The sequence below is a fragment of the Flavobacterium sp. ALD4 genome, assembly GCF_002836475.1.
GTDB lineage: Bacteria > Bacteroidota > Bacteroidia > Flavobacteriales > Flavobacteriaceae > Flavobacterium.
In genome coordinates this window covers 960045-982101 of sequence record NZ_PJBJ01000030.1, presented here as the reverse complement: position 1 = coordinate 982101, position 22057 = coordinate 960045, and the positions used below count along the sequence as shown (strand labels likewise).

The following is a 22057-nucleotide window of genomic DNA, read 5'->3' as shown; positions in this document are numbered from 1 at the left end:
TTATTTAATCTATTGCTAAAACATATTTGTGAAAAATCTAATTTTACTTTTTTGTATTCTAATTAATACCATCTCATTTGCTCAAACCAAGATAGAAGGAACTGTCACTGCTGACGGCATGCCTTTACAACTAGCCAATATTGTATTGAAAAACACTAAATATTCAGCTACCAGTAATGCCGACGGTACTTATCATTTCAATACTGTTCCATGGGGAAACTATGAAATTATCGCTTCCTATACTGGTTTTAAATCCCAAAGTCTAAACATCGTAATTACAGATAGTACTGAAGTTATCTTGAATTTTAATTTAAGGGAAAACAATACACTCGACGAAATAGTAATCACTGGAACGCTAAAACCAGTCAGTCGTTTAGAAAGCTCCGTCCCAGTAGAGGTTTATAAACCCGTATTTTTCAAGAAAAATCCAACGGCAAATATCTTTGAAGCGTTACAGAATGTAAATGGGGTTCGGCCACAATTGAATTGTAATGTTTGCAACACAGGAGACATCCACATCAACGGGCTAGAAGGGCCTTATACTTTAGTATTAATTGACGGAATGCCTATTGTCAGCGGACTATCGACTGTCTATGGCTTGTCTGGAATTCCCAACTCCTTGTTAGAACGTATCGAAATCGTAAAAGGACCGGCGTCCTCATTATACGGAAGCGAAGCCGTGGGAGGCTTAATTAACATCATCACGAAAAACCCGAAAAATGCGCCCGTTTTTTCTGCTGATGCCTTTGCCACTGGCTGGGGCGAAGTGAATGTAGATATCGGCTTTACAGCAAATGTTGGCAACGCCGCCTCCGTACTAACCGGGATTAATTATTTCAATTACAGTAACCCAATTGACAACAACAAAGACAACTTCACTGACTTAACACTGCAGGACCGTATTTCGATTTTCCAAAAATGGAGTTTCAACAGAAAGGACAACAAATTACTCTCTCTCGCATGGCGTTATTTTTATGAAGACAGATGGGGAGGTGAATTACAATGGGCAAAAAAATACCGCGGTGGAACTGAGGTATATGGTGAAAGCATTTACACAAAACGTTGGGAGTTACTGGGCGCTTATGAACTTCCCATTAAAGAAAAAATGTTGTTTTCGTTTTCTTATACGGACCATGACCAAAACTCCGTTTACGGTGATATGCCTTACCTCGCCAAGCAACGCATCGGCTTTGGACAATTGACCTGGGATAAAGAAATTAATAATCATGACTTGCTTTTTGGAACTGCCCTCCGTTACCAATATTACGATGACAACACAACCGCAACAGTGAAAGAAGATATCAATTGGATTCCGAGTCTCTTTGTGCAAGACGAAATCACCTTAGCAAAAAAACATAAAGTTCTTTTAGGCGCACGATTAGATTACAACAATAATCATGGCACTATCTTTACTCCAAGACTAGCCTATAAATGGAAAATTAACGACAATAATATAGTACGTTTTAACACGGGAACTGGCTTTAGAATTGTAAACCTTTTCACTGAGGAACATGCGGCGCTAACAGGTTCTCGCGATGTAATTGTAATGGAAGAATTAAAACCAGAACGTTCGTACAATGCCAATTTGAACTATTTGAAGAAGATGTATACTAAAAACGGAACCTTCATCGGGCTGGAAACCACGGCTTGGTATACCCGTTTTTCCAATTCTATTATTCCGGATTACGATACTAATCCAAACCAAGTTATTTATAAAAATCTAGACGGCTATGCCGTAACAAAAGGTGTTAGTACCAATGTTGATTTGGTTTTCAACAATGGTCTAAAAATGATTTTGGGTGTCACCTTTATGGATGTGACCAAAACAGAAAACAATACCACCACGCGACAAATTCTTACCGAAAAAATATCGGCAACCTGGGCAATTTCCTATCGTATCAGCAAGCTGTTCCTAGATCTTGACTATACCGGAAACCTTTATGGCCCGATGCGATTACCACTACTTGGAAAATTAGACCCCAGAAAGGAATATTCCCCAACTTGGAGCGTTCAAAACATCCAATTCACTTTCAATAAGTTTAAAAATTTAGAATTGTATGCGGGAGTAAAAAACTTATTGAACTGGACACCAAACAAGGGAAATCCTTTTATTATAGCAAGAGCCAACGACCCTTTTGACAAAAATGTAAAATATGATAGCAATGGAAATGCACAAATGACACCCGACAATCCTTATGCTTTAACCTTTGATCCTGGATATGTTTACGGGCCTAACCAAGGAGTCCGAAGTTTTTTTGGGTTACGTTACACTTTGAACTAATCTTTAAAGGTGGGATTGTTTTGGGTAAAACTTTAAACACATAGAAACATAGGTTCGTTAATTATAGAGAAAGGCATTTCATTTTTTAATAGAAAAACAGCGAATTTCACGAACGCTATAATTACAAATCTACAATTGAGAAAACGTCAGTTCGCGTATTTTTGTGTAGTGTAACGAAACAAAAGTGTATCGAGAACCGTCTTGAACTAATTATATTATTCCCGATACAATTCATCGCGGCGAATCATTCGAACTAACGAAAATTATACTTCAAAAACTAATGATAAAACAGTAATGAAAAATAAAATATTCTTGTTATTAATTTTCCTTTGGGCGATTCCCTCCAGTTTTGCCCAGTTAAAAACCTATTCCTTCGAAGAAGTGGAACAACTATCTGTACAAAACCCAAAATCTATTGTTGTTTTTGTGCACACTTCCTGGTGTAAATACTGCAAGATGATGGAAAACACAACGTTTAAAAACCCAGACCTTATTAGTATAATGAATGAACATTTCTATTTCATCTTATTAGATGCCGAAAGTAAAAACGACATCACGTTCAACAATCACACTTTTAAATTCAAACCAACAGGTCCAAACACCGGAATCCACGAATTAGCCATTATTTTATCGACGGTAGAAGATCAGGTGACTTATCCGACAATCACTATTATGGATCGCAATTATTCGCTTCTATTCCAAAAGCAATCCTATTTAAAAGCGAAAGACCTTATTTCTATCCTTGAAAAAATAAAAGAATTCCCTATTTTTGAGAAGAATTCTTCAAACTAAAATGAAACACTACGATTACATTTTTACGGGTAGCGGTTTAGCCGCTTTAATGACGGTCTATAAAATGGCACAGTCTGAAGCATTTAAGGAGAAAAGTATTTTGTTATTGGATGAAAATTCAAAAAAAACAAATGATCGCACCTGGTGTTTCTGGCAAACACAAAAAGGGGATTGGGAACCATCGATTTCAAAAAAATGGGAATCGGCGCTTTTTGCAAATGCTGATTTTACTCGCGACTTAGATTTGCATCCATATCAATATAACATGATTCAAGGACTGGATTTCTACAATCAGGTTTTTGAGTTTATTTTGAATGAAAAAAACATCAGCTACGTCAATCAAAAAGTCACTGATATAAATGAATTGGAAAGCCACGTTTTCGTAGCCACTGAGAAAGAAACGTATACCTGTGACTCCGTTTTTAATAGTATTTACAACAAAGCCGAAGTTGAAAGTCAAACCAAATACCCCTTATTGCAACAGCATTTTATAGGTTGGTTTATAAAAACCAAAGAACAAGTATTCAATACTAATCAAGCGACTTTCATGGATTTTTCAGTTGAGCAAAAAGGCAATACCCGCTTTATGTATGTGCTACCTACTTCAACCAATGAAGCCTTATTAGAATATACTTTGTTTTCACACCATCTTTTACCAACAGCAGAGTACGAACTCGAAATTGAGAAATACATTCAAAAACTTGGGATTAGTGATTTCGAAATAATCGAAAAAGAACAAGGTAGTATTCCTATGACCTGCTACCCTTTTTGGAAAAAAACGACTAAACGAGTCCTAAATATAGGAACTGCCGGCGGATGGACAAAGGCAAGTACGGGCTATACATTTAAAAATTCCGACAAGAAATCAACTCAATTAGTTGCCTTTCTTCAGCAAGGAAAGGAATTGAGGAAATTTAATACGAAAACTAAGTTCTGGTTTTATGACTTGTTGTTATTAGACATTTTAGACAGACACAATGAATTAGGCGCAAGCATTTTTTCATCCATATTTAAGAAAGGGGATCCTGCATTAGTTTTTAAATTCTTAGATGAAGAGACCTCTTATTTTGAAGATTTCCAAGTTATATCAAAATGCCCTCAACTTCTTTTCATCAAGGCTATAGCGAGAAGCATGCGCTATTTTTAGTGTTTTAACTGTATCTTTTTGATTCGGATATAGTTTACAAAATAACCAAAAAAACAGCTATTAAACTATAACAAAACTTTATAATTCTAACCAAGGACTTATTCCTAAACTTCGTAACTTTGCTTTTCAAATAATACAAATTAAAAATATAAAAGATATGTATCCACAAGAAATGGTAAACCCAATGCAAGCTGAGTTAACAGCTGCAGGTTTTCAAGATTTACATAGTGCAGAAGCAGTTGAAAACGCAATGAAAGCAGAAGGAACTACTCTAGTTGTAGTTAACTCTGTATGTGGTTGTGCTGCTAGAAATGCGCGTCCGGGAGCTAAAATGAGTTTAGAAGGAGCAAAAAAACCAGATCATTTAATTACTGTTTTTGCAGGAGTTGATAAAGATGCTGTTGATGCTGCAAGACAACACATGTTCCCTTTTCCTCCATCATCACCAGCTATGGCTTTGTTCAAAAACGGAGAATTAGTACACATGCTAGAACGTCACCACATTGAAGGTCGTCCAGCTGAGTTGATTGCTGAGAATTTACAAGATGCTTACAACGAGCACTGTTAATCTAGGGGAAAAGCAACAATTTAAAACCACGCCTCGGCGTGGTTTTTTTATTTGAAGCAATATTTTATTTTTCCGTACTATCTCATTTAAACATAAAAGAGGGAATGAAAAATAATTACACTGCTCTCAGGGATACTACTTTTACTACTGTTGAAGATTTATCAAATTATGACGATACTTAACCATACTTCAGCTTTATATTCAAAAAAAAGAATCCAAACACCTAGTAATATTTAACACGAAAAAGATGTCGGTACTTGAGGATATGTGCTAGCTTTACATCAGATAGAAAGTTTGAACAGATGGGAGTAAAATAACTTAAAGAGTACTCTCTTTTTTTTACTTTCTTACCCGCTATAAAAGAGCATAGTACTACCAAGTGTATAGCTAATATCATCGTATCGTACTATTCTTTTATTGTAACAAAAAAGGAGTTCGGACTCTCGGTATGAAACCAAAACGCAATGGCCTAAAACTATTAAACCTTCTTCTTTAAACAGGAAAGCTCCCTTGCCAGAATAAGTTTACCTTTAAAAATTATATAAATTTTGTAATGAAACAAATCATTTCTATAGACTTTTATTTTAAAAATTTAGAGCATATCCCACTTATTGACGTGAGGTCGCCTGGAGAGTTTACTAAAGGACATATTCCAAATGCTACTAATCTTGAATTGTTTACCGATGAAGAGCGAGCGGTAGTAGGCACTGCTTATAAACAAGAGTCCAAAGAAAGGGCTATCGAAATTGGTTTTGAATATGTAAAACCCAAACTAATTGATTTTATCACTAAATCTGTTGCAATTGCACCCAACAAGGAAGTTGCAATACATTGTTGGCGAGGGGGAATGAGAAGTAATGCTTTTGCCGATCATCTTATCGAAAATGGTTTTGAAAAAGTTTATGTTATTGAAAAAGGGTACAAAGCTTTCCGCAATTATGTAGTACGCTTTTTTGAGCAACCCTTTAATCTTAAAATTCTCGGTGGATATACCGGTACTGGTAAAACTGAAATACTGCATTCTTTAAAAAAGAAAGGACAACAAGTGATTGATTTGGAAGGATTGGCTAATCATAGAGGTTCGGCTTTTGGGGGGATAGATCTTCCGCCGCAGCCAACAACGGAGCAATTTGAAAACAATCTGTTTTCTATAGTTCAGAATTTAAATCCTAACCAACCCATATGGGTTGAGGATGAAAGTAGGTTGATTGGCCAAGTTGCGATTCCTGATGCATTTTATACTAAAATGAGAGAGATGCCAGTCTATTTTTTAGACGTTCCTCTAGAGGAAAGAACAAAACACCTTGTTACCACTTATGCAAGTCTTAGTCATGATCAATTAGCAGATGCTATTAGTCGAATCGCTAAAAGGCTTGGATACGATAATGCCAAATTTGCTCAAGAAGAGCTTGAAAAGAGAAATTATTACAAAGTAGTAGAGATTACCCTTTTATATTATGATAAATACTACCTAAAGGGATTACAAAAACGCGAAGATTCTAGAATTCTAGAATTTAAAACCCCTACCGTCAATCCTGAGGAAACGGCTGGTTTTTTAATAAACTTACTAAATTAAAGAAAATGAACGAAGGTATAAAACTAACAAGTTTTAGTCACGGTGCAGGTTGCGGATGCAAATTATCACCAAAAGTATTGACTACGATATTAGAGTCTGATAGCCCAAAAATGGAAGACACTCGTCTTTTAGTGGGTAATGATACTAGAGATGATGCTGCGGTATACGATATGGGAAATGGAACGGGAATCATAAGTACTACTGATTTTTTCTTGCCCATAGTAGACGACCCATTCACTTTTGGAAGAATTGCAGCTACTAATGCTTTAAGCGATGTGTATGCCATGGGAGGAAAACCACTAATGGCGATTGCAATACTAGGATGGCCCATAGATAAATTAGCCCCTGAAGTGGCTGCTCAGGTAATGGAAGGGGGTAGAAAGGCCTGCGCTGATGCAGGAATAATAATTGCCGGTGGCCATAGTATTGATAATCCAGAACCTATTTTTGGACTAGCAGTTACAGGTTCAGTTGCAATTTCTAATTTAAAACGAAATGATAAAGCAGAACCAGGAAGTGTCCTTTATCTAACGAAACCTTTGGGTGTTGGGATTTTAGCTACGGCACAAAAGAAAGGTCTTTTAGAAGACGAACATAAAGACATTGCTGCAAATTCGATGATTATTTTAAATGATGTTGGATTAGAGCTCTCAGAAATGGAAGAAGTAACCGCCTTAACTGATGTAACTGGATTTGGACTCATGGGACATTTACTTGAAGTGTGTGAAGGAAGCAATGTATCTGCTATTGTTAATTATAGCAAAGTGCCTGTTTTCAAAGAGATACATGAATATATCGATAAAAAATGCGTCCCTGGAGGCACACTAAGAAACTGGGATAGTTACGGTCATAAACTTAATATTGAAAATGAAAAGCAAAGACATATCTTATGTGATCCACAAACTAGTGGCGGACTATTAATTGCTGTCAAGAAAGAGGCTGCCCAAAAAGTGGAATCAATTCTAAAGAACAAAGGGCTTTATGCTGAACCAATAGGAGAACTAATAGAAAAATCCGAATCGCTAGTATATATTAAATAAAAGTAAAAAAGGGGCACTAAGACAAAACCTGCTAGAGTGTTACCGTCTTGAAGGCCAAATAGCTGAATTACAATGTTAGTCCAGTCAAAAGATTATAATTTAAAACCACGTTTCGGCGTGGTTTTTTTATTTGGAGCTACTTCCAGTTGTACACTATATCTTTTTATGGTCACGTCAAAAAGACAAGACCATAAAAAGGATGCCGTTTCCATCTGGGCTAAAAACGTACTGACTCTAAATGACGATTCTAAAAACTACTACGCAAGTGTTCTATAGATCACTATTAATAATCTACTTGCTGAATAGCATTTGGTACGAGAAAGGGGTGTCTATTTGGTAGTGTGTACTAATTATTCGTTATTAATCAAAAGGTAAAAAACATGTAGATTTCTTATTCGAAAAACAAAGTTGTCGGCTATCCCGAATTAGGAATTCAGAAATCACTTTTTAACTGGGACGATTATGAGAGCATCAAATACAAATATCGAGATTATGTTAATGCAGGTAAATATGGATTATTAAAGAATGACTATTGGATGCTAAAGGATTTCAAAATAAAAAATATATTTTTTTATTTTAAAAATGTAATATTAAAACGAGAGAAAGGAATTCCAATCTATAATATGACACCTCAATTAATAATTTTGTCAGACGCTAATTATTATAAAAATATTTAGTTTTTGGTGTTTCTTATCAAAACCGTTCGGATCTTGGTGATTTTGAATCACTCGTTGTGGTAATAACAAAGATTAAAAAAAAGTGGATTCTAGTTGATAAAGCGCGGCAGTATTGGTGTGATTAAATCCCGATCACGCTAATTTACCTCAACCGTTAGCGCAGAATTACATTTAAATAAGAACTAAATCCGTACTATCTTTACAGTAAGCAATTGAAACGAATACATTCAAGCCGTCAGTTCTTTAAATACGTATATTTACATTTAAATAAATACGCTAAAATTAGCAATGCCTTTTATCGTAACGATTCAGCAGACGGGTAGTAATCGTTCTCGAAACTAAAAAAAAATAGAATGGATAAATACTTACGACAATTAATTACAATAGAATTTGACGACAAAAAAGAAATTTTTAGTGGTTTTCTTATTGATTGGACTGAAAATTGGATCTTAATTAAAAACAATCCTGTCGATTTTATAATTGATGGTTATACGATATTGAGAAACAAAAATGTAAAGGCAATTATCCAAGATAAAGATCATGAATTTACTGAAAGAGTAATTAAACTCAAAGGATTAAAAACAAGTGCAGCCGACATAATTCCGCTTACAGATGTATCTTCCATCATCTATTTTTTAGCAAGCAAATATGAGATTTTTCAAATTGCAACAAAGTCCGATAAAGCCGTTTACCTGGGTAAACTCATAGAAATGGATGAGGAAGAGGTAGTAATAGACTTTTTGGGAGACGAAGGAATATTTGAAGGAGAGATGAGTTTTAAGCCAAACAAAATAAGAGTGATAGAATTTGACACGGATTACATCAATTCTTTGAAACTAATTGTTGAAGAAGATAAGAAAAAATGAAAACCAAATTTGCCAACTCCATAACCGTTAGCTATGCGGAGAATAAAATACTACAGTAAAGACAAAACCCAGCTTTAATTATTTCTTTCGAAATCAAATAGGAATAATAGCTAGGTTAAATTTTTTATAAAAAACGGACTAGTATCGCTGTTTTTTATAAAATGTGATATATTTAAAAAATGAAAAAACACCTAATAACGCTGTGCGTTTTAGCAGCGCTTTTATTGTCTTGTAATAATAAAAATGGCGACAAAAAAGTAGCGACAGAAAACGACAGTATCGCAACCGAAAAACAACTCTCAAAAGCAGATTCTATAGTTAATCGTGCCATTGAAGCGCATGGCGGAAAATTATATGACAATGCCGATTGCTCCTTTGTTTTTAGAGGTACGAAATATCGTTTTAAGAACGATGGTAATTCTTTTACATACTCATCTGAAGTGCAGAAGAACGATTTTCTAATTAAAGATGTATTGATAAACGATACGTTTAAAAGGTACATCAACAACAATTTACAATCTTTAAATAAAGAAGATGTTGCTAAATATTCTGAAGCGTTAAATTCGGTTATTTATTTTGCTACGCTCCCGTATAAACTGCAAGACACTTCAGTAAATAAAAAATTCATTGAAGAAATTACAATCAAAGAAAAGCAGTACGATGTTGTGGGGGTAACTTTTGGTAAAGACGGCGGAGGAAAAGATTTTGATGATGAATTTCATTATTGGATAAACAAACAAACGCGTAAGATTGATTATTTAGCGTATGGCTATCATACAAATGATGGCGGAATTCGCTTTAGATCCGCTTTTAACACAAGGGTAATTGATGGACTGACGTTTCAAGATTATATCAACTATGAAGCGCCTTGGGGAACCCCTTTAAAAGATTTACCAAAACTATACGAACAGGGAAAACTGAAAGAACTATCACAAATACTTACGGAGGATATAATTAATAACAACAAATAAGTGATTTTGACACAAAGAAATCACAAACTGTATAATTATCGCTCGTGATAGCGAACAGCTGGACACGAGCGAAGTAAACTGACAAAGCAAATAGTCCCAAAGCTGACTGTTTTAATTAAAATCGTTTCCCTAGTTTAAGACCTGCATAGGGAGCGATATTAGTCACAAATCTATATCTAGCATTTGTTATTGGGCCAACATCTATTCCGAAATTGAACCCTTTCGATCCGTAATAACTAAGTCCTATTGGAACATAGATAATTACAGCTCTTCCCCCAATAAAAACACCATCTCCAAGATCAACATAAGTTGTTGTTAATCCAATATTAAACATCATTTTTTGCTCTTGGATTTTGCTGAAAAATATTTTTGCACCAATCCCAATACTTGGTATTCCCACACCAACTTCTAAACTGACGTGCTTTGATACAATTCTTTCATAAGTCAAACCGATTGCCGGCGTTGTTCCTAAAAAATTAAAGGATATTGCATTCTTTCTTACACCGCCAAAATCGTCTTTATTCTCCTGAGAAAATACAGTTGTAGAGCATAAAATTACAGAAATAATAAAAATTACTTTTTTCATGTTTTTTTGGTTTATTAAATTGGGATTGATTCAAAATCAATTAACCATACTCGAATATAGCACATAAAATCACAAACTATTCAATGACTCAGCAAATTTTTGATTTAACTTTTTGAATACAGTAACAACACATCCACAAATTGGGGAAGCTTTTTTCACAATCGGGCCATTGTCTCTCTCAACCTTTTACTTACTTTTGCAAAAATAATTTTTCACACTTAAACTGTTTATAGCATGCAACTGTATAACACATTAAGCGCAGAAGAAAGAGCCATCATGATTGATGATGCCGGAAAACAAAGACTTACTTTGTCTTTCTATGCTTATGCGCAAATTCAAGACCCTACACAATTTCGTAACGATTTATTCCTAGCTTGGGACCCTCTTGAGGTTCTGGGTAGAATATATGTGGCCAATGAGGGAATCAACGCCCAATTATCACTTCCCGCAGATAACTTCTATGCTTTCAAGGACAGCATTGAAACCTATAATTTCATGAAAGGCATCCGATTGAATATTGCCGTAGAGCAAGACGATCACTCTTTTTTAAAATTAACGGTAAAAGTTCGTGACAAAATTGTTGCGGACGGATTAGTAGACGAAACATTTGATGTAACGAACATCGGGATTCACCTGAAAGCGAAACAATTCAATGATCTATTAGAAGACCCAAACACGATTGTGGTTGATATGAGAAATCATTACGAGAGTGAAATTGGTCATTTTACCAATGCGATCAAGCCAGACGTAGATACATTCAGAGAATCATTGCCCATTATTGAAAGTCAACTTGCAGCCCACAAAGAAGACAAAAATCTGTTGATGTATTGTACCGGAGGAATTCGATGTGAAAAAGCTAGCGCTTACTTTAAGCACAAAGGTTTTGACAACGTCTATCAACTGGAAGGCGGAATCATTGAATACACACGCCAGGTAAAAGAAGAGGCTTTGGAAAGCAAATTCATTGGGAAAAACTTTGTTTTCGATCACCGCTTAGGCGAAAGAATTACAGACGATATCGTATCACAATGCCACCAATGCGGCAAATCATGTGATGTGCATACCAACTGTTTAAATGAAGGTTGCCATTTACTTTTTATCCAATGTGAAGAATGTGCTCAGGCAATGGAAGGTTGTTGTTCACAAGACTGTATTGATGTAATTCACTTACCAGAAGAAGAGCAAAAAGCAATTCGCAGAGGAATTAAAAACGGTAATAAGATTTTCAAAAAAGGAAAGTCGGATGTATTGACTTTTAAAAATAATCTAGAAAGCCTCGGTACTTTTGTTGCAGCAGAATCAAAGGTAGCTATTAAAAAAGAAATGAAAATCAAAAAACAATACGTTGGAAAAGGAACTCATTTTTATCCAAAACCAAGTATCGGTCAATTTTTAATAGAAGAAAACGAAATCCATATTGGAGATACCGTCCTGATTATAGGAACGACAACAGGAGAGCAAAGATTAATTATCGAGGAAATGTTAGTGAACGAAGTAGTTGTTGAAAAAGCAGTCGCTGGAGATACCTGTACATTCAAATTACCTTTTAGAATTAGATTGTCCGATAAGTTGTACAAGATCTAAACCCCTACTTTTTAACATAAAGTTCTTAAAAAGCCTATTTCATCTACTTGAAATAGGCTTTTTTTTATAAAAACTTTAATCCTTTGTAGTTTTTTACTTTTGTATGATTCACTTAAAAAATGCTATATTTACACATTAATCTTTTTAAGAACATAAGTTGTGCTCGTCACAACACTATATATAAAATTATGGCATGTACAAGTTGTTCAACTTCTGATGGTGGATCACCAAAGGGTTGTAAAAATAATGGGACTTGCGGCACTGATAGCTGCAATAAATTAACTGTATTCGATTGGCTTTCTAATATGAGCTTACCTACTGGACAAGCACCTTTTGACTGTGTTGAAGTGCGTTTCAAAAACGGAAGAAAAGAGTTTTATCGCAATACTGAAAAATTGACTTTGAGTATGGGAGACATTGTGGCAACTGTCGCTTCTCCTGGACATGATATTGGAATTGTCACTTTGACTGGGGAATTGGTAAAAATCCAAATGAAGAAAAAAGGAGCAAACCCCGACAGCAACGAGGTTCCTAAAATCTACAGAAAAGCATCACAAAAAGACATTGATATCTGGTCTGCTGCACGAGAAAGAGAAGAACCAATGAAAGTTCGTGCTCGTGAATTAGCGATTTCCCAAAAACTGGAAATGAAAATCTCTGATATTGAATTTCAAGGAGATGGATCTAAAGCCACGTTTTACTACACGGCAAATGACCGAATTGATTTTAGACTTTTAATTAAAGATTTCGCTAAAGAGTTCAGTACTCGAATCGAAATGAAACAAGTGGGTTTCCGACAGGAAGCAGCCCGTTTAGGAGGAATTGGTTCCTGCGGAAGAGAATTGTGCTGTTCCACTTGGTTGACAGACTTTAGAAGCGTCAACACTTCAGCAGCCCGCTACCAGCAGTTATCATTGAACCCACAAAAATTAGCGGGACAATGCGGTAAATTAAAATGCTGTCTCAACTATGAGTTAGACACTTACATGGATGCTTTGAAAGGGTTCCCTGACTTTGAAACCAAATTAGTGACCGAAAAAGGAGATGCAATTTGTCAAAAACAAGATATTTTCAAAGGATTAATGTGGTTTGCCTACACTAATAATTTTGCCAATTGGCATATCCTAAAAATTGAAAAAGTACAGGAAATCATCGCCGAAAACAAATTGAAAAACAAAGTTTCCTCGCTTGAGGATTATGCAATTGAAGTGATTCAAGAAACAGAAAAAGATTTCAATAATGCAATGGGTCAAGAAAGTTTAACCCGCTTTGATCAACCTAAAAAAAGGAAAAAACCAAACAAAAAACCGAAGTCAGCAGGAGAAAACAAGCCAGCAGGAGACAATAAGATTGTCGCAAACAATAAAAAACCGGTAAATAATGCCCCTTCCGTTTCAAACGAGAAAAAGCCTGCGATAACAAGAAAACCAATAATTATTACTAAAAATGAGGCTAAAAAATAGCGTTTTTTTCGTTTTGATTGCGATACTCTTTTTTTCGTGTGACGAAAAAAGAGTATTTGACGAGTATAAGTCTGTGGGAAGTGCCTGGAATAAAGATAGTATTGTAACATTCGATTTACCAGAATTAGATTCCACAAAACGATATGATCTATTCATCAATTTAAGAGACAATAATAATTATCAATACAATAATCTCTTTTTAATTGTGTCTGTTGAAAAACCAAACGGCTATACAAAAGTGGACACCTTGGAATACCAAATGGCAAATCCTGACGGAACCCTATTAGGTAACGGATTCACGGACATAAAGGAAAGCAAATTGTTCTTTAAAGAGAATGTAAAATTCAAGGGGAAATACAAAGTCCATGTAAAACAGGCTGTCAGGGAGACCGGTAAAATCGCTGGAGTGGCGCTTTTAGAAGGAATTACAGAAGTGGGATTACGAATAGAAAAAAAAGACTAGGTTAATATATGGCTGCTAAAAAAAATAACAATCAGGGCAATACTGCCGATAAAGATTTTAAGTATTACACTAAAGCATTTTGGAAGATTTTTCTTTTAGGAATGGGCGGTGTCCTTCTCTTTTTCTTATTTGCCTCTTGGGGACTTTTTGGATCTATGCCGTCCTTTGAAGACTTGGAAAACCCAGATTCTAATCTAGCCACTGAAATTATTTCAGCAGATGGAGTGGTCCTAGGAAAGTATTTTCAAAAAAACAGATCCCAACTAAAATATTCTGATTTACCTAAAAACCTCGTTCAAGCCCTAGTAGCAACCGAAGACGAGCGTTTTTATGAACATTCAGGTATTGATGGAAGAGGGACATTACGAGCTATTGCAAGTCTTGGAAGTAGTGGTGGAGCAAGTACACTAACACAGCAACTGGCTAAACAATTATTCCATGGCGAAGGTTCAAAGTTTTTGCCTTTTAGAATAGTACAAAAAGTTAAAGAATGGATTATTGCTATTCGATTAGAAAGGCAATATACCAAAAATGAAATTTTAGCTATGTACTGCAATGTATATGACTTTGGAAACTATTCAGTGGGCGTAAGTTCTGCTGCGCAGACCTATTTTTCAAAAGAACCAAAAAATTTAAATATCGAAGAATCTGCCATATTAGTGGGGATGTTCAAAAACTCAGGATTGTACAATCCGGTTCGAAACCCGGTAGGGGTAAAAAACCGTAGAAATGTAGTACTTGCGCAAATGGCAAAAGGAGACATTATTACGGAAAAAGAAAAAGAAAGACTACAAGGTTTGCCAATTACACTTCATTTTAAACTGGAAAGCCATAGAGAAGGATCAGCAACTTATTTCAGAGAGTACCTTCGTGATTACATGAAAAAATGGGTTGATGAAAACAAGAAACCCGACGGATCTGATTATGATATCTACAAAGACGGATTGAAAATCTATACTACTATTGACTCCAGAATGCAATTACATGCTGAAGAAGCAGTTTCTGCCCACATGGCAAACCTACAGGAAGAATTTTTTATTCAGGCAAAAAACAATAAAAACGCCCCTTTTGTAGGCATCTCAGACAAGGAAACGCAACGCATTTTAACTCAAGCGATGAAATCATCTAACCGATGGGCTGTTTTAAAATCTGCAGACAAAAGCGATGATGAAATTATAGAATCATTTAGTGTAAAGACAAAAATGACCGTGTTTACGTGGAAAGGAGAAAAAGACACTATTATGACTCCAATGGACTCGATCCGTTATTACAAACATTTTCTACAATCTGGAGTTATGGCTATGGAACCTCAAACTGGTAACATAAAAGCCTGGGTAGGTGGAATTGATTATAAATATTTTCAGTATGACCACGTAGGTCAAGGCGCCAGACAAGTGGGCTCCACATTTAAACCTTTCGTTTACGCTACTGCGATCGAGCAATTGAACATGTCTCCATGTGATTCCATTATAGATGCCCCTTTCACAATGCCTGTTGGACGCCACCACGTTACTGAAGCTTGGACCCCAAGAAACTCCAATAACAAATACATAGGAATGGTTACGTTAAAAAAAGCATTAGCTAATTCCATAAATACTGTCTCTGCAAAGCTAATGGATAAGGTAGGTCCTGAAGCAGTAGTTAAGTTAACACATAAGTTAGGAGTTAAATCTGAAATACCTATTCAACCATCCATTGCATTAGGTGCAGTAGATATCACAGTGGAGGATATGGTTGCGGCGTACAGTACATTTGCAAACCAAGGCGTCTATACTAAGCCCCAATTCTTATCGCGAATCGAAGACAAAAGTGGCGTCATTATTTATGAGCCAATCCCTGAATCACATGATGTATTGAACAAAGACATTGCTTTTGCCATTATTAAATTATTAGAAGGGGTAACCGAGGGAGGATCTGGAAACAGATTAAGAACCGATGGTGGAGGTTATGGATATAATAGAATTACGGGCTATCCTTATAAATTCACCAATCCTATTGCAGGTAAAACAGGAACAACGCAGAACCAGTCCGACGGTTGGTTCATGGGAATGGTTCCAAATCTAGTAACAGGTGTTTGGGTAGGTTGTGAAGATCGTTCGGCCCGATTTAAAAGTATTACCTACGGACAAGGGGCAACAGCCGCATTACCTGTTTGGGCTTACTTTATGAAGCTTTGTTATGCCGATGAAAATTTAAAAGTATCGAAAGGTGAATTCGAAAGACCTCCAAATCTTTCTATAAGAGTAGATTGTTACAATGCACCTGTTGCAAAAGACACGACAAATACGCTACAAAATACCGATGAATTTGAATTCTAATGCCAATTATGTATTCAATATAATCCAATAAAAATCGGATTATTTTCATACTCCATCCGCATTATACAAGATGTTTTCGGACTAATAAAGACCTATGATTGGTATAATACCGAAAAAGACTAAATAGATTTACTAATTTTCGATATCCGGCAGTTTACCTCAAAAAGGGCTTATAATGCAGCTGTTTGGACTTAAAAAAATAGACTATGATAAACAAAAAAGTAGATAACGTTCAAGTTGCACTTGAAGGGGTTGAAAACGGAATGACCATCATGCTGGGTGGTTTTGGTCTATGTGGCATCCCTGAAAATTCAATCGCTGAATTGGTGAAAAAGGAAACTACTGGTCTGACCTGTATTTCTAACAATGCCGGTGTCGACGATTTCGGTCTTGGCCTCTTATTACACAAAAGACAAATCAAGAAAATGATTTCTTCTTATGTTGGAGAAAACGCTGAATTTGAACGCCAGATGCTTTCCGGAGAGCTGGATGTGGAGTTGATTCCTCAAGGAACTTTGGCAGAACGTTGTCGTGCTGCTCAGGCTGGAATCCCCGCTTTTTTTACTCCTGCAGGTTATGGTACTGAAGTAGCCGTTGGAAAAGAAGTCAGAGAATTCGACGGAAAAATGCACGTGATGGAGTTGGCTTTCAAGGCTGACTTTGCTATTGTGAAAGCGTGGAAAGGAGATACAGCAGGAAATCTGATTTTTAAAGGAACCGCCCGAAATTTTAATCCGTGCATGTCCGGCGCCGCCAACATTACCGTTGCTGAAGTGGAAGAATTAGTTGAAGCAGGAACACTTGACCCTAATCAAATTCATATTCCTGGAATATTCGTGCAACGTATTTTTCAAGGTTCAAAATACGAAAAAAGAATTGAGCAACGTACAGTAAGAATTAGATAATGAAAAAATGAGTTAATTAGATAATGCCGACCAATTATCTAATTTCCTAACTTTCTAATTAACAAATTAATATTATGGCATTAGACAAAATAGGTATTGCAAAACGTATTGCAAAAGAACTTAAAGATCGCTATTTCGTGAATTTAGGAATAGGTATCCCAACATTAGTAGCCAATTATATCCCAACAGGAATTGACGTTGAATTTCAAAGTGAAAACGGCGTTTTAGGCATGGGTCCCTTCCCTTTTGAAGGAGAAGAAGATGCGGATATTATCAATGCCGGAAAACAAACGATAACAACATTACCGGGAGCCTCATTTTTTGATTCTGCGCTAAGTTTCGGAATGATTCGAGGGCAACATGTTGACTTAACTATCCTGGGCGCTATGGAAGTTTCTGAAAACGGAGATATTGCGAACTGGAAGATTCCAGGAAAAATGGTGAAAGGAATGGGTGGTGCCATGGACTTAGTGGCTTCTGCCGAAAATATTATCGTTGCCATGATGCACGTCAATAAGGCAGGTCAATCTAAGATTCTTAAAAAATGTAGTTTGCCATTGACTGGAGTTGGTTGCGTAAAAAAAGTAGTCACTGAATTGGCTGTATTAGAAGTAACACCCAAAGGGTTTAAGTTACTAGAACGTGCGCCGGGAGTGACTGTAGAACATATTATTGCTTCCACTGAAGCAGAATTAATTATTGAAGGAAATATTCCCGAAATGGTGATTGACTAAAGTCTATTTTCATTCCTAAAGAAAGAAGTAACTCTTTCCAAACAAATATAGGTCGTTCATAAAAAGAGTGACTCAATTACTCCCCTACTTAAATCGGAACAGGATTACTTCTGTTCCGATTTCTTTTTTCCATTAATTTTGGATTTCTTTTTTGTAGAAGCACTTTTTTTTGCAGGTAGCGCCACTTTGAAAAACTCATGATGCTTTGGCAACTAATCCCTACGTATACAAGATCAGTTTCACCGTTAAATGTCCCCTACTATAGTTTCTGAAGAAGTTATAAGTTACTTTAATCGCCTCCACATTTATTAGAATAAACATTCTTTATCCTTTGCTTTTACTGGTACAATAGAGCCTAAAAAATAAATCCGTAAAATTTAAAGGAATTGTATTGGTAAGAAAGTCCCAAATAGAATTATTTACACAAAATAGCGCGTATTTACACTCGACTTCGTCAATTATCTGGCAGTTAATAATATAAAACAACGTCAAAAACTGATTTATCTCCTCAAAGATCCGAAAAAAAATATTCAACATCTCCCGCTATTACCGCCTTTTCACGTTTATCAGCAAATAAATCCGATGAAATACAAAATAAATAATAAATATTGCTCCTTTTCTTACTTTTTGTTATAAATTCGGAGATGAATAATTTAATATTTTATTAACATTTAACCTACAACCAAATGAAAACAAAATTACTCGGTAAAATTGCGCTTTTAATAAGCGTATCATTGTTTGCTATCGAAGGAAATGCCCAAGATTCCTCCACAAATGTAAAACAGAAAGTTCTAAATGAAAATGGGAAACCATCCCTAATTACTTTTAATGAGAAATCCACTTACAAATCAGCAGATTCTCAAAAAATATTCACGGAACAATTAGAATTAAAGAACAATTCTAAGTTTGCTCTTTTAAAATCTGAATCTGACAGATCAGGTTTCTCCCACGATAAATTCCAATTGTACCATCAAGGTGTAAAAGTAGAATATGCAACTTACTCCCTCCATTCCAAAAATGGAGCATTAACTTCTATGAGTGGTGAATATTATGACATTAAAAATGCAGCAGCCACTCCAAGCATCTCAAGAGAAACTGCTTTTAAAAAAGCTGTCAATCATATAGGCGCTTCAAAATACTTATGGGAAAGTCCTGAAAACGCTTCAAAAATAGGATACCGTAAACCTGCAGGGGAATTAGTTTTTCTTCCTTCTATGATTGATCAAGGCGCAAAAAATAGCAATCAAAAAGTTCGTTTGGCTTACAAATTTGACATCTATGCAACAAGCCCTGTTAGCCGCGGTGACTTATACATTGATGCAGTAACTGGCGAAGCATTGTACTATAATGCTACAATCAAGCACCTTGGCGAATATAGCCATGCAAAAAATAGTTCCATAAATGTCACTGGAACAACAAACACAAAAGCTGCTAAAGCGCTTTTTGTATCGGCAAATGCCGCTACAAGATATAGCGGAACCCAGTCAATCCAGACTACGTTAAGCGGTTCTTCTTATATATTATCTGATGCGACACGTGGAAACGGAGTTCAAACATTTAATATGAAAAAAGGAACTAATTATAGTACTGCGGTAAATTTTACAGATAGCGACAATAACTGGACTGCTACGGAGTTTAATAATGCCAATAAAGACAATGCTGCCCTTGACGCACATTGGGGTGCAGAAAAAACATACGACTACTTTTCCGCAGTTCATGGAAGAAACAGTTACGATAATTTAGGTGCGGCGATAAAAAGCTACGTCCATTATGACCTTGCTTATGACAATGCTTACTGGAATGGTAGCGTTATGACCTATGGTGACGGAAGCGACACCTATTTTGATGCATTAACATCAATAGATGTTGCTGGACACGAAATAGGACATGCCGTTTGTGAGAAAACAGCAAATTTAGCCTACCAAAAAGAATCTGGCGCGATGAATGAGGCTTTTTCTGATATTTGGGGCGCATGTATCGAATATTACGCAGCACCAGGGAAATCTACTTGGTTAATCGGAGAAGACATAGAAAGGCGAGCAGGTCGTCTAGCATTACGTTCTATGAGTGATCCAAAAAGTGAAGGGCAACCAGATACTTATGGCGGAACAAATTGGAAACTAATTGAATGTGGCACTCCAACACAAGCAAATGATTATTGCGGGGTGCATACAAACAGTGGGGTCTTAAACCATTGGTTTTACATCTTGACGATAGGAAAATCAGGAACAAATGACATAGGAAACTCTTATAATGTTACCGGAATAAATATTGATAAAGCTGCCAAGATAGCTTATCGTTTAGAAAGTGTTTATTTATCTGCTAATTCTACCTATGCTAATGCCAGAACTTATGGTATTCAAGCAGCAACTGACTTATACGGAGCTGGATCTCCTGAAGTTATAGCTACTACGAATGCATTTTACGCTGTAGGTGTTGGTTCAGCTTATGGAGTTCTAAATTACTGTGCTTCAAAAGGAAATAGTGTTGCCGATGAATATATCAGCAAAGTTCAATTAGGAACAATAAATAATACAACTACTGGTGGGACCGGTTATAGTGATTATACTTCCATTTCGACTACTCTAACCAAAGGAGTTTCCGGTACAATTACAATTACACCAACATGGCCTGGAACAAAATATAACGAAGGCTATGCCGTCTGGATTGATTACAATAAAAATGGTGATTTTAGCGATGCCGGAGAATTAGTTTGGAGTAACGCGATATCTCAAACAACACCAGTATCAGGTTCATTTACTGTACCAACATCTGCTGCTACTGGACCGACCCGTATGAGAGTGTCGATGAAATACAATGCAATCCCAACACAATGCGAGGCCTTTTCTTATGGTGAAGTTGAGGATTATACAGTAAATATTGCAGCCGCTGCCGCAGATACAACTGCACCATCTACACCATCAAGCTTATCCGCTTCTGGAACAACAACTACAACTACAAATTTATCATGGAACGCTTCTTCGGATAACGTGGCGGTAACTGGATATAATGTATATCAAGGTACTACTTTGAAAGCGACTGTAACAAGCACTTCATATGTTGTCACCGGATTAACTGCCAGCACTGCTTATACCTTCTCTGTAAAGGCAAAAGATGCTGCCGGAAATATATCTGCCACGAGTAATGTGGCTAATGTAACTACGTTAAGTAATACTCTGGTATATTGTACTTCTAAAGGAAATTCTGTAGCTGATGAATATATTGATTATGTTTCAATAGGAGGTATTAATAACACTACAGCTGGAAATGCTGGATACGGGAACTTTACCAACCTTGTAGGTAATCTTCCTTATGGTTCAAATACTATATTGTTTAGTGCTGGTTTTAGCGGTACAGCTTATACTGAATATTGGAAAATCTGGATTGACTATAATCAAAATGGAACTTTTGAAACTTCTGAAGAAATGGTTTCTGGATCCTCTTCTAGTAGCGCAAACCTTACAAGTACATTTACGGTGCCTACCTCTGCTTTAGCAGGTCCAACTCGTATGAGAGTGTCAATGAAATATAATGCAGTACAAACTGCATGCGAGGCTTTCTCTTACGGAGAGGTTGAAGACTATACTGTTAATATTGGTGCTGCGGCAATAACAACCATTACAACTGCCAAAGCTGCAATTGATTTAGGAAACGAAGATTCAGTTTCAGATGTAGTAATGTATCCAAACCCTGCAGATAACATTTTAAATGTAAGAATGTCGGATAGCAGAAAAGGAACTTATCGACTTATTAATTTCCTCGGTCAACAAGTTGACGCAGGTAAATTATCCGAAAGCGGAATAAACGTTAGTAAATTAGGAGCTGGAGTTTATATCTTAGAAGTAAATGACGGTCAAAAAACAGTGGCTAAAAAATTCGTAAAAAATTAATAGTATAATCAATAATAGAAAAGCCTCACATCGCTGTGAGGCTTTTTTTATGGACAAGTTAATCACAAGAAATACTATAGTTTAACCGGATAATAATTATTAAAAATACTGGTTGAGTTGCTTTAAATTTTTCTCTACTAAATGGTTTTTGGAGAAAATTAATTATTTTGTTCGAAAATTTGCATTGGGTTTTGTA

General features: G+C 36.0%; 17 protein-coding genes. 16 read left to right on the top strand and 1 reads right to left on the bottom strand.

Annotated features, from left to right (window positions below):
* Positions 1 to 28: 28 nt before the first annotated feature.
* The 9 genes from CXF59_RS13065 (at position 29) to CXF59_RS13030 (ending at position 9918) form a co-directional block, all read left to right on the top strand.
* Positions 29 to 2281, top strand: a complete 2253-nt coding sequence (locus tag CXF59_RS13065; RefSeq protein ID WP_101138191.1) for a TonB-dependent receptor — start codon at positions 29 to 31, stop codon at positions 2279 to 2281.
* A 294-nt stretch (positions 2282 to 2575) separates the two neighbouring features.
* Entirely contained in the window at positions 2576 to 3073 is a 498-nt protein-coding gene (locus CXF59_RS13060; RefSeq protein WP_101138190.1) for a DUF255 domain-containing protein, read from the top strand.
* Position 3074: 1 nt separating this feature from the next.
* Positions 3075 to 4220, top strand: a complete 1146-nt coding sequence (locus CXF59_RS13055; protein ID WP_101138189.1) for a lycopene cyclase family protein — start codon at positions 3075 to 3077, stop codon at positions 4218 to 4220.
* 157 nt (positions 4221 to 4377) lie between these two features.
* A complete protein-coding gene (locus CXF59_RS13050) occupies positions 4378 to 4788 on the top strand; it encodes a BrxA/BrxB family bacilliredoxin (protein WP_101138188.1) in 411 nt (136 codons plus the stop codon).
* 553 nt (positions 4789 to 5341) lie between these two features.
* Entirely contained in the window at positions 5342 to 6364 is a 1023-nt protein-coding gene (gene mnmH, locus CXF59_RS13045) for a tRNA 2-selenouridine(34) synthase MnmH (protein WP_101138187.1), read from the top strand.
* Positions 6365 to 6369: 5 nt separating this feature from the next.
* Entirely contained in the window at positions 6370 to 7404 is a 1035-nt protein-coding gene (gene selD, locus CXF59_RS13040; RefSeq protein ID WP_101138186.1) for a selenide, water dikinase SelD, read from the top strand.
* Positions 7405 to 7476: 72 nt separating this feature from the next.
* The gene (locus CXF59_RS15020; protein ID WP_157824581.1) at positions 7477 to 7680 is read left to right on the top strand and encodes a hypothetical protein; all 204 of its coding nucleotides are present in this window, start codon (positions 7477 to 7479) and stop codon (positions 7678 to 7680) included.
* Positions 7681 to 8434: 754 nt separating this feature from the next.
* Positions 8435 to 8947 (top strand): hypothetical protein, encoded by a 513-nt coding sequence (locus CXF59_RS13035; protein WP_101138185.1) that lies wholly within the window; start codon positions 8435 to 8437, stop codon positions 8945 to 8947.
* 179 nt (positions 8948 to 9126) lie between these two features.
* Positions 9127 to 9918, top strand: coding sequence for a DUF6503 family protein (locus CXF59_RS13030; RefSeq protein WP_101138184.1), 792 nt, complete (start codon positions 9127 to 9129; stop codon positions 9916 to 9918).
* A 115-nt stretch (positions 9919 to 10033) separates the two neighbouring features.
* Here the strand turns inward: CXF59_RS13030 and CXF59_RS13025 are convergent, their stop codons facing one another.
* The gene (locus CXF59_RS13025; RefSeq protein ID WP_101138183.1) at positions 10034 to 10504 is read right to left on the bottom strand and encodes a hypothetical protein; all 471 of its coding nucleotides are present in this window, start codon (positions 10502 to 10504) and stop codon (positions 10034 to 10036) included.
* A gap of 234 nt (positions 10505 to 10738) precedes the next feature.
* Between CXF59_RS13025 and CXF59_RS13020 the strand changes: the two genes are divergently transcribed.
* The 7 genes from CXF59_RS13020 to CXF59_RS12990 all read left to right on the top strand — a co-directional run bounded on the left by CXF59_RS13020 (position 10739) and on the right by CXF59_RS12990 (position 21861).
* Positions 10739 to 12088, top strand: a complete 1350-nt coding sequence (locus CXF59_RS13020; protein WP_101138182.1) for a rhodanese-related sulfurtransferase — start codon at positions 10739 to 10741, stop codon at positions 12086 to 12088.
* 188 nt (positions 12089 to 12276) lie between these two features.
* Positions 12277 to 13551, top strand: coding sequence for a regulatory iron-sulfur-containing complex subunit RicT (locus tag CXF59_RS13015; RefSeq protein WP_101138181.1), 1275 nt, complete (start codon positions 12277 to 12279; stop codon positions 13549 to 13551).
* Positions 13535 to 14014 carry a gliding motility lipoprotein GldH gene (locus CXF59_RS13010; RefSeq protein ID WP_101138180.1) on the top strand — a complete coding sequence of 160 codons (480 nt, stop codon included), beginning with the start codon at positions 13535 to 13537 and terminating at the stop codon, positions 14012 to 14014. Before CXF59_RS13015 ends, CXF59_RS13010 begins: the two co-directional genes overlap by 17 nt.
* 8 nt (positions 14015 to 14022) lie before the next feature.
* On the top strand, positions 14023 to 16332 hold the full coding sequence (locus CXF59_RS13005; protein ID WP_101138179.1) for a penicillin-binding protein 1A: 2310 nt from the start codon (positions 14023 to 14025) through the stop codon (positions 16330 to 16332).
* Between the two features lie 206 nt (positions 16333 to 16538).
* The gene (locus CXF59_RS13000; protein ID WP_101138178.1) at positions 16539 to 17237 is read left to right on the top strand and encodes a CoA transferase subunit A; all 699 of its coding nucleotides are present in this window, start codon (positions 16539 to 16541) and stop codon (positions 17235 to 17237) included.
* A 74-nt stretch (positions 17238 to 17311) separates the two neighbouring features.
* The gene (locus tag CXF59_RS12995) at positions 17312 to 17971 is read left to right on the top strand and encodes a CoA transferase subunit B (protein ID WP_101138177.1); all 660 of its coding nucleotides are present in this window, start codon (positions 17312 to 17314) and stop codon (positions 17969 to 17971) included.
* Between the two features lie 686 nt (positions 17972 to 18657).
* Positions 18658 to 21861, top strand: coding sequence for a M4 family metallopeptidase (locus tag CXF59_RS12990; protein WP_101138176.1), 3204 nt, complete (start codon positions 18658 to 18660; stop codon positions 21859 to 21861).
* Positions 21862 to 22057 lie beyond the last annotated feature (196 nt).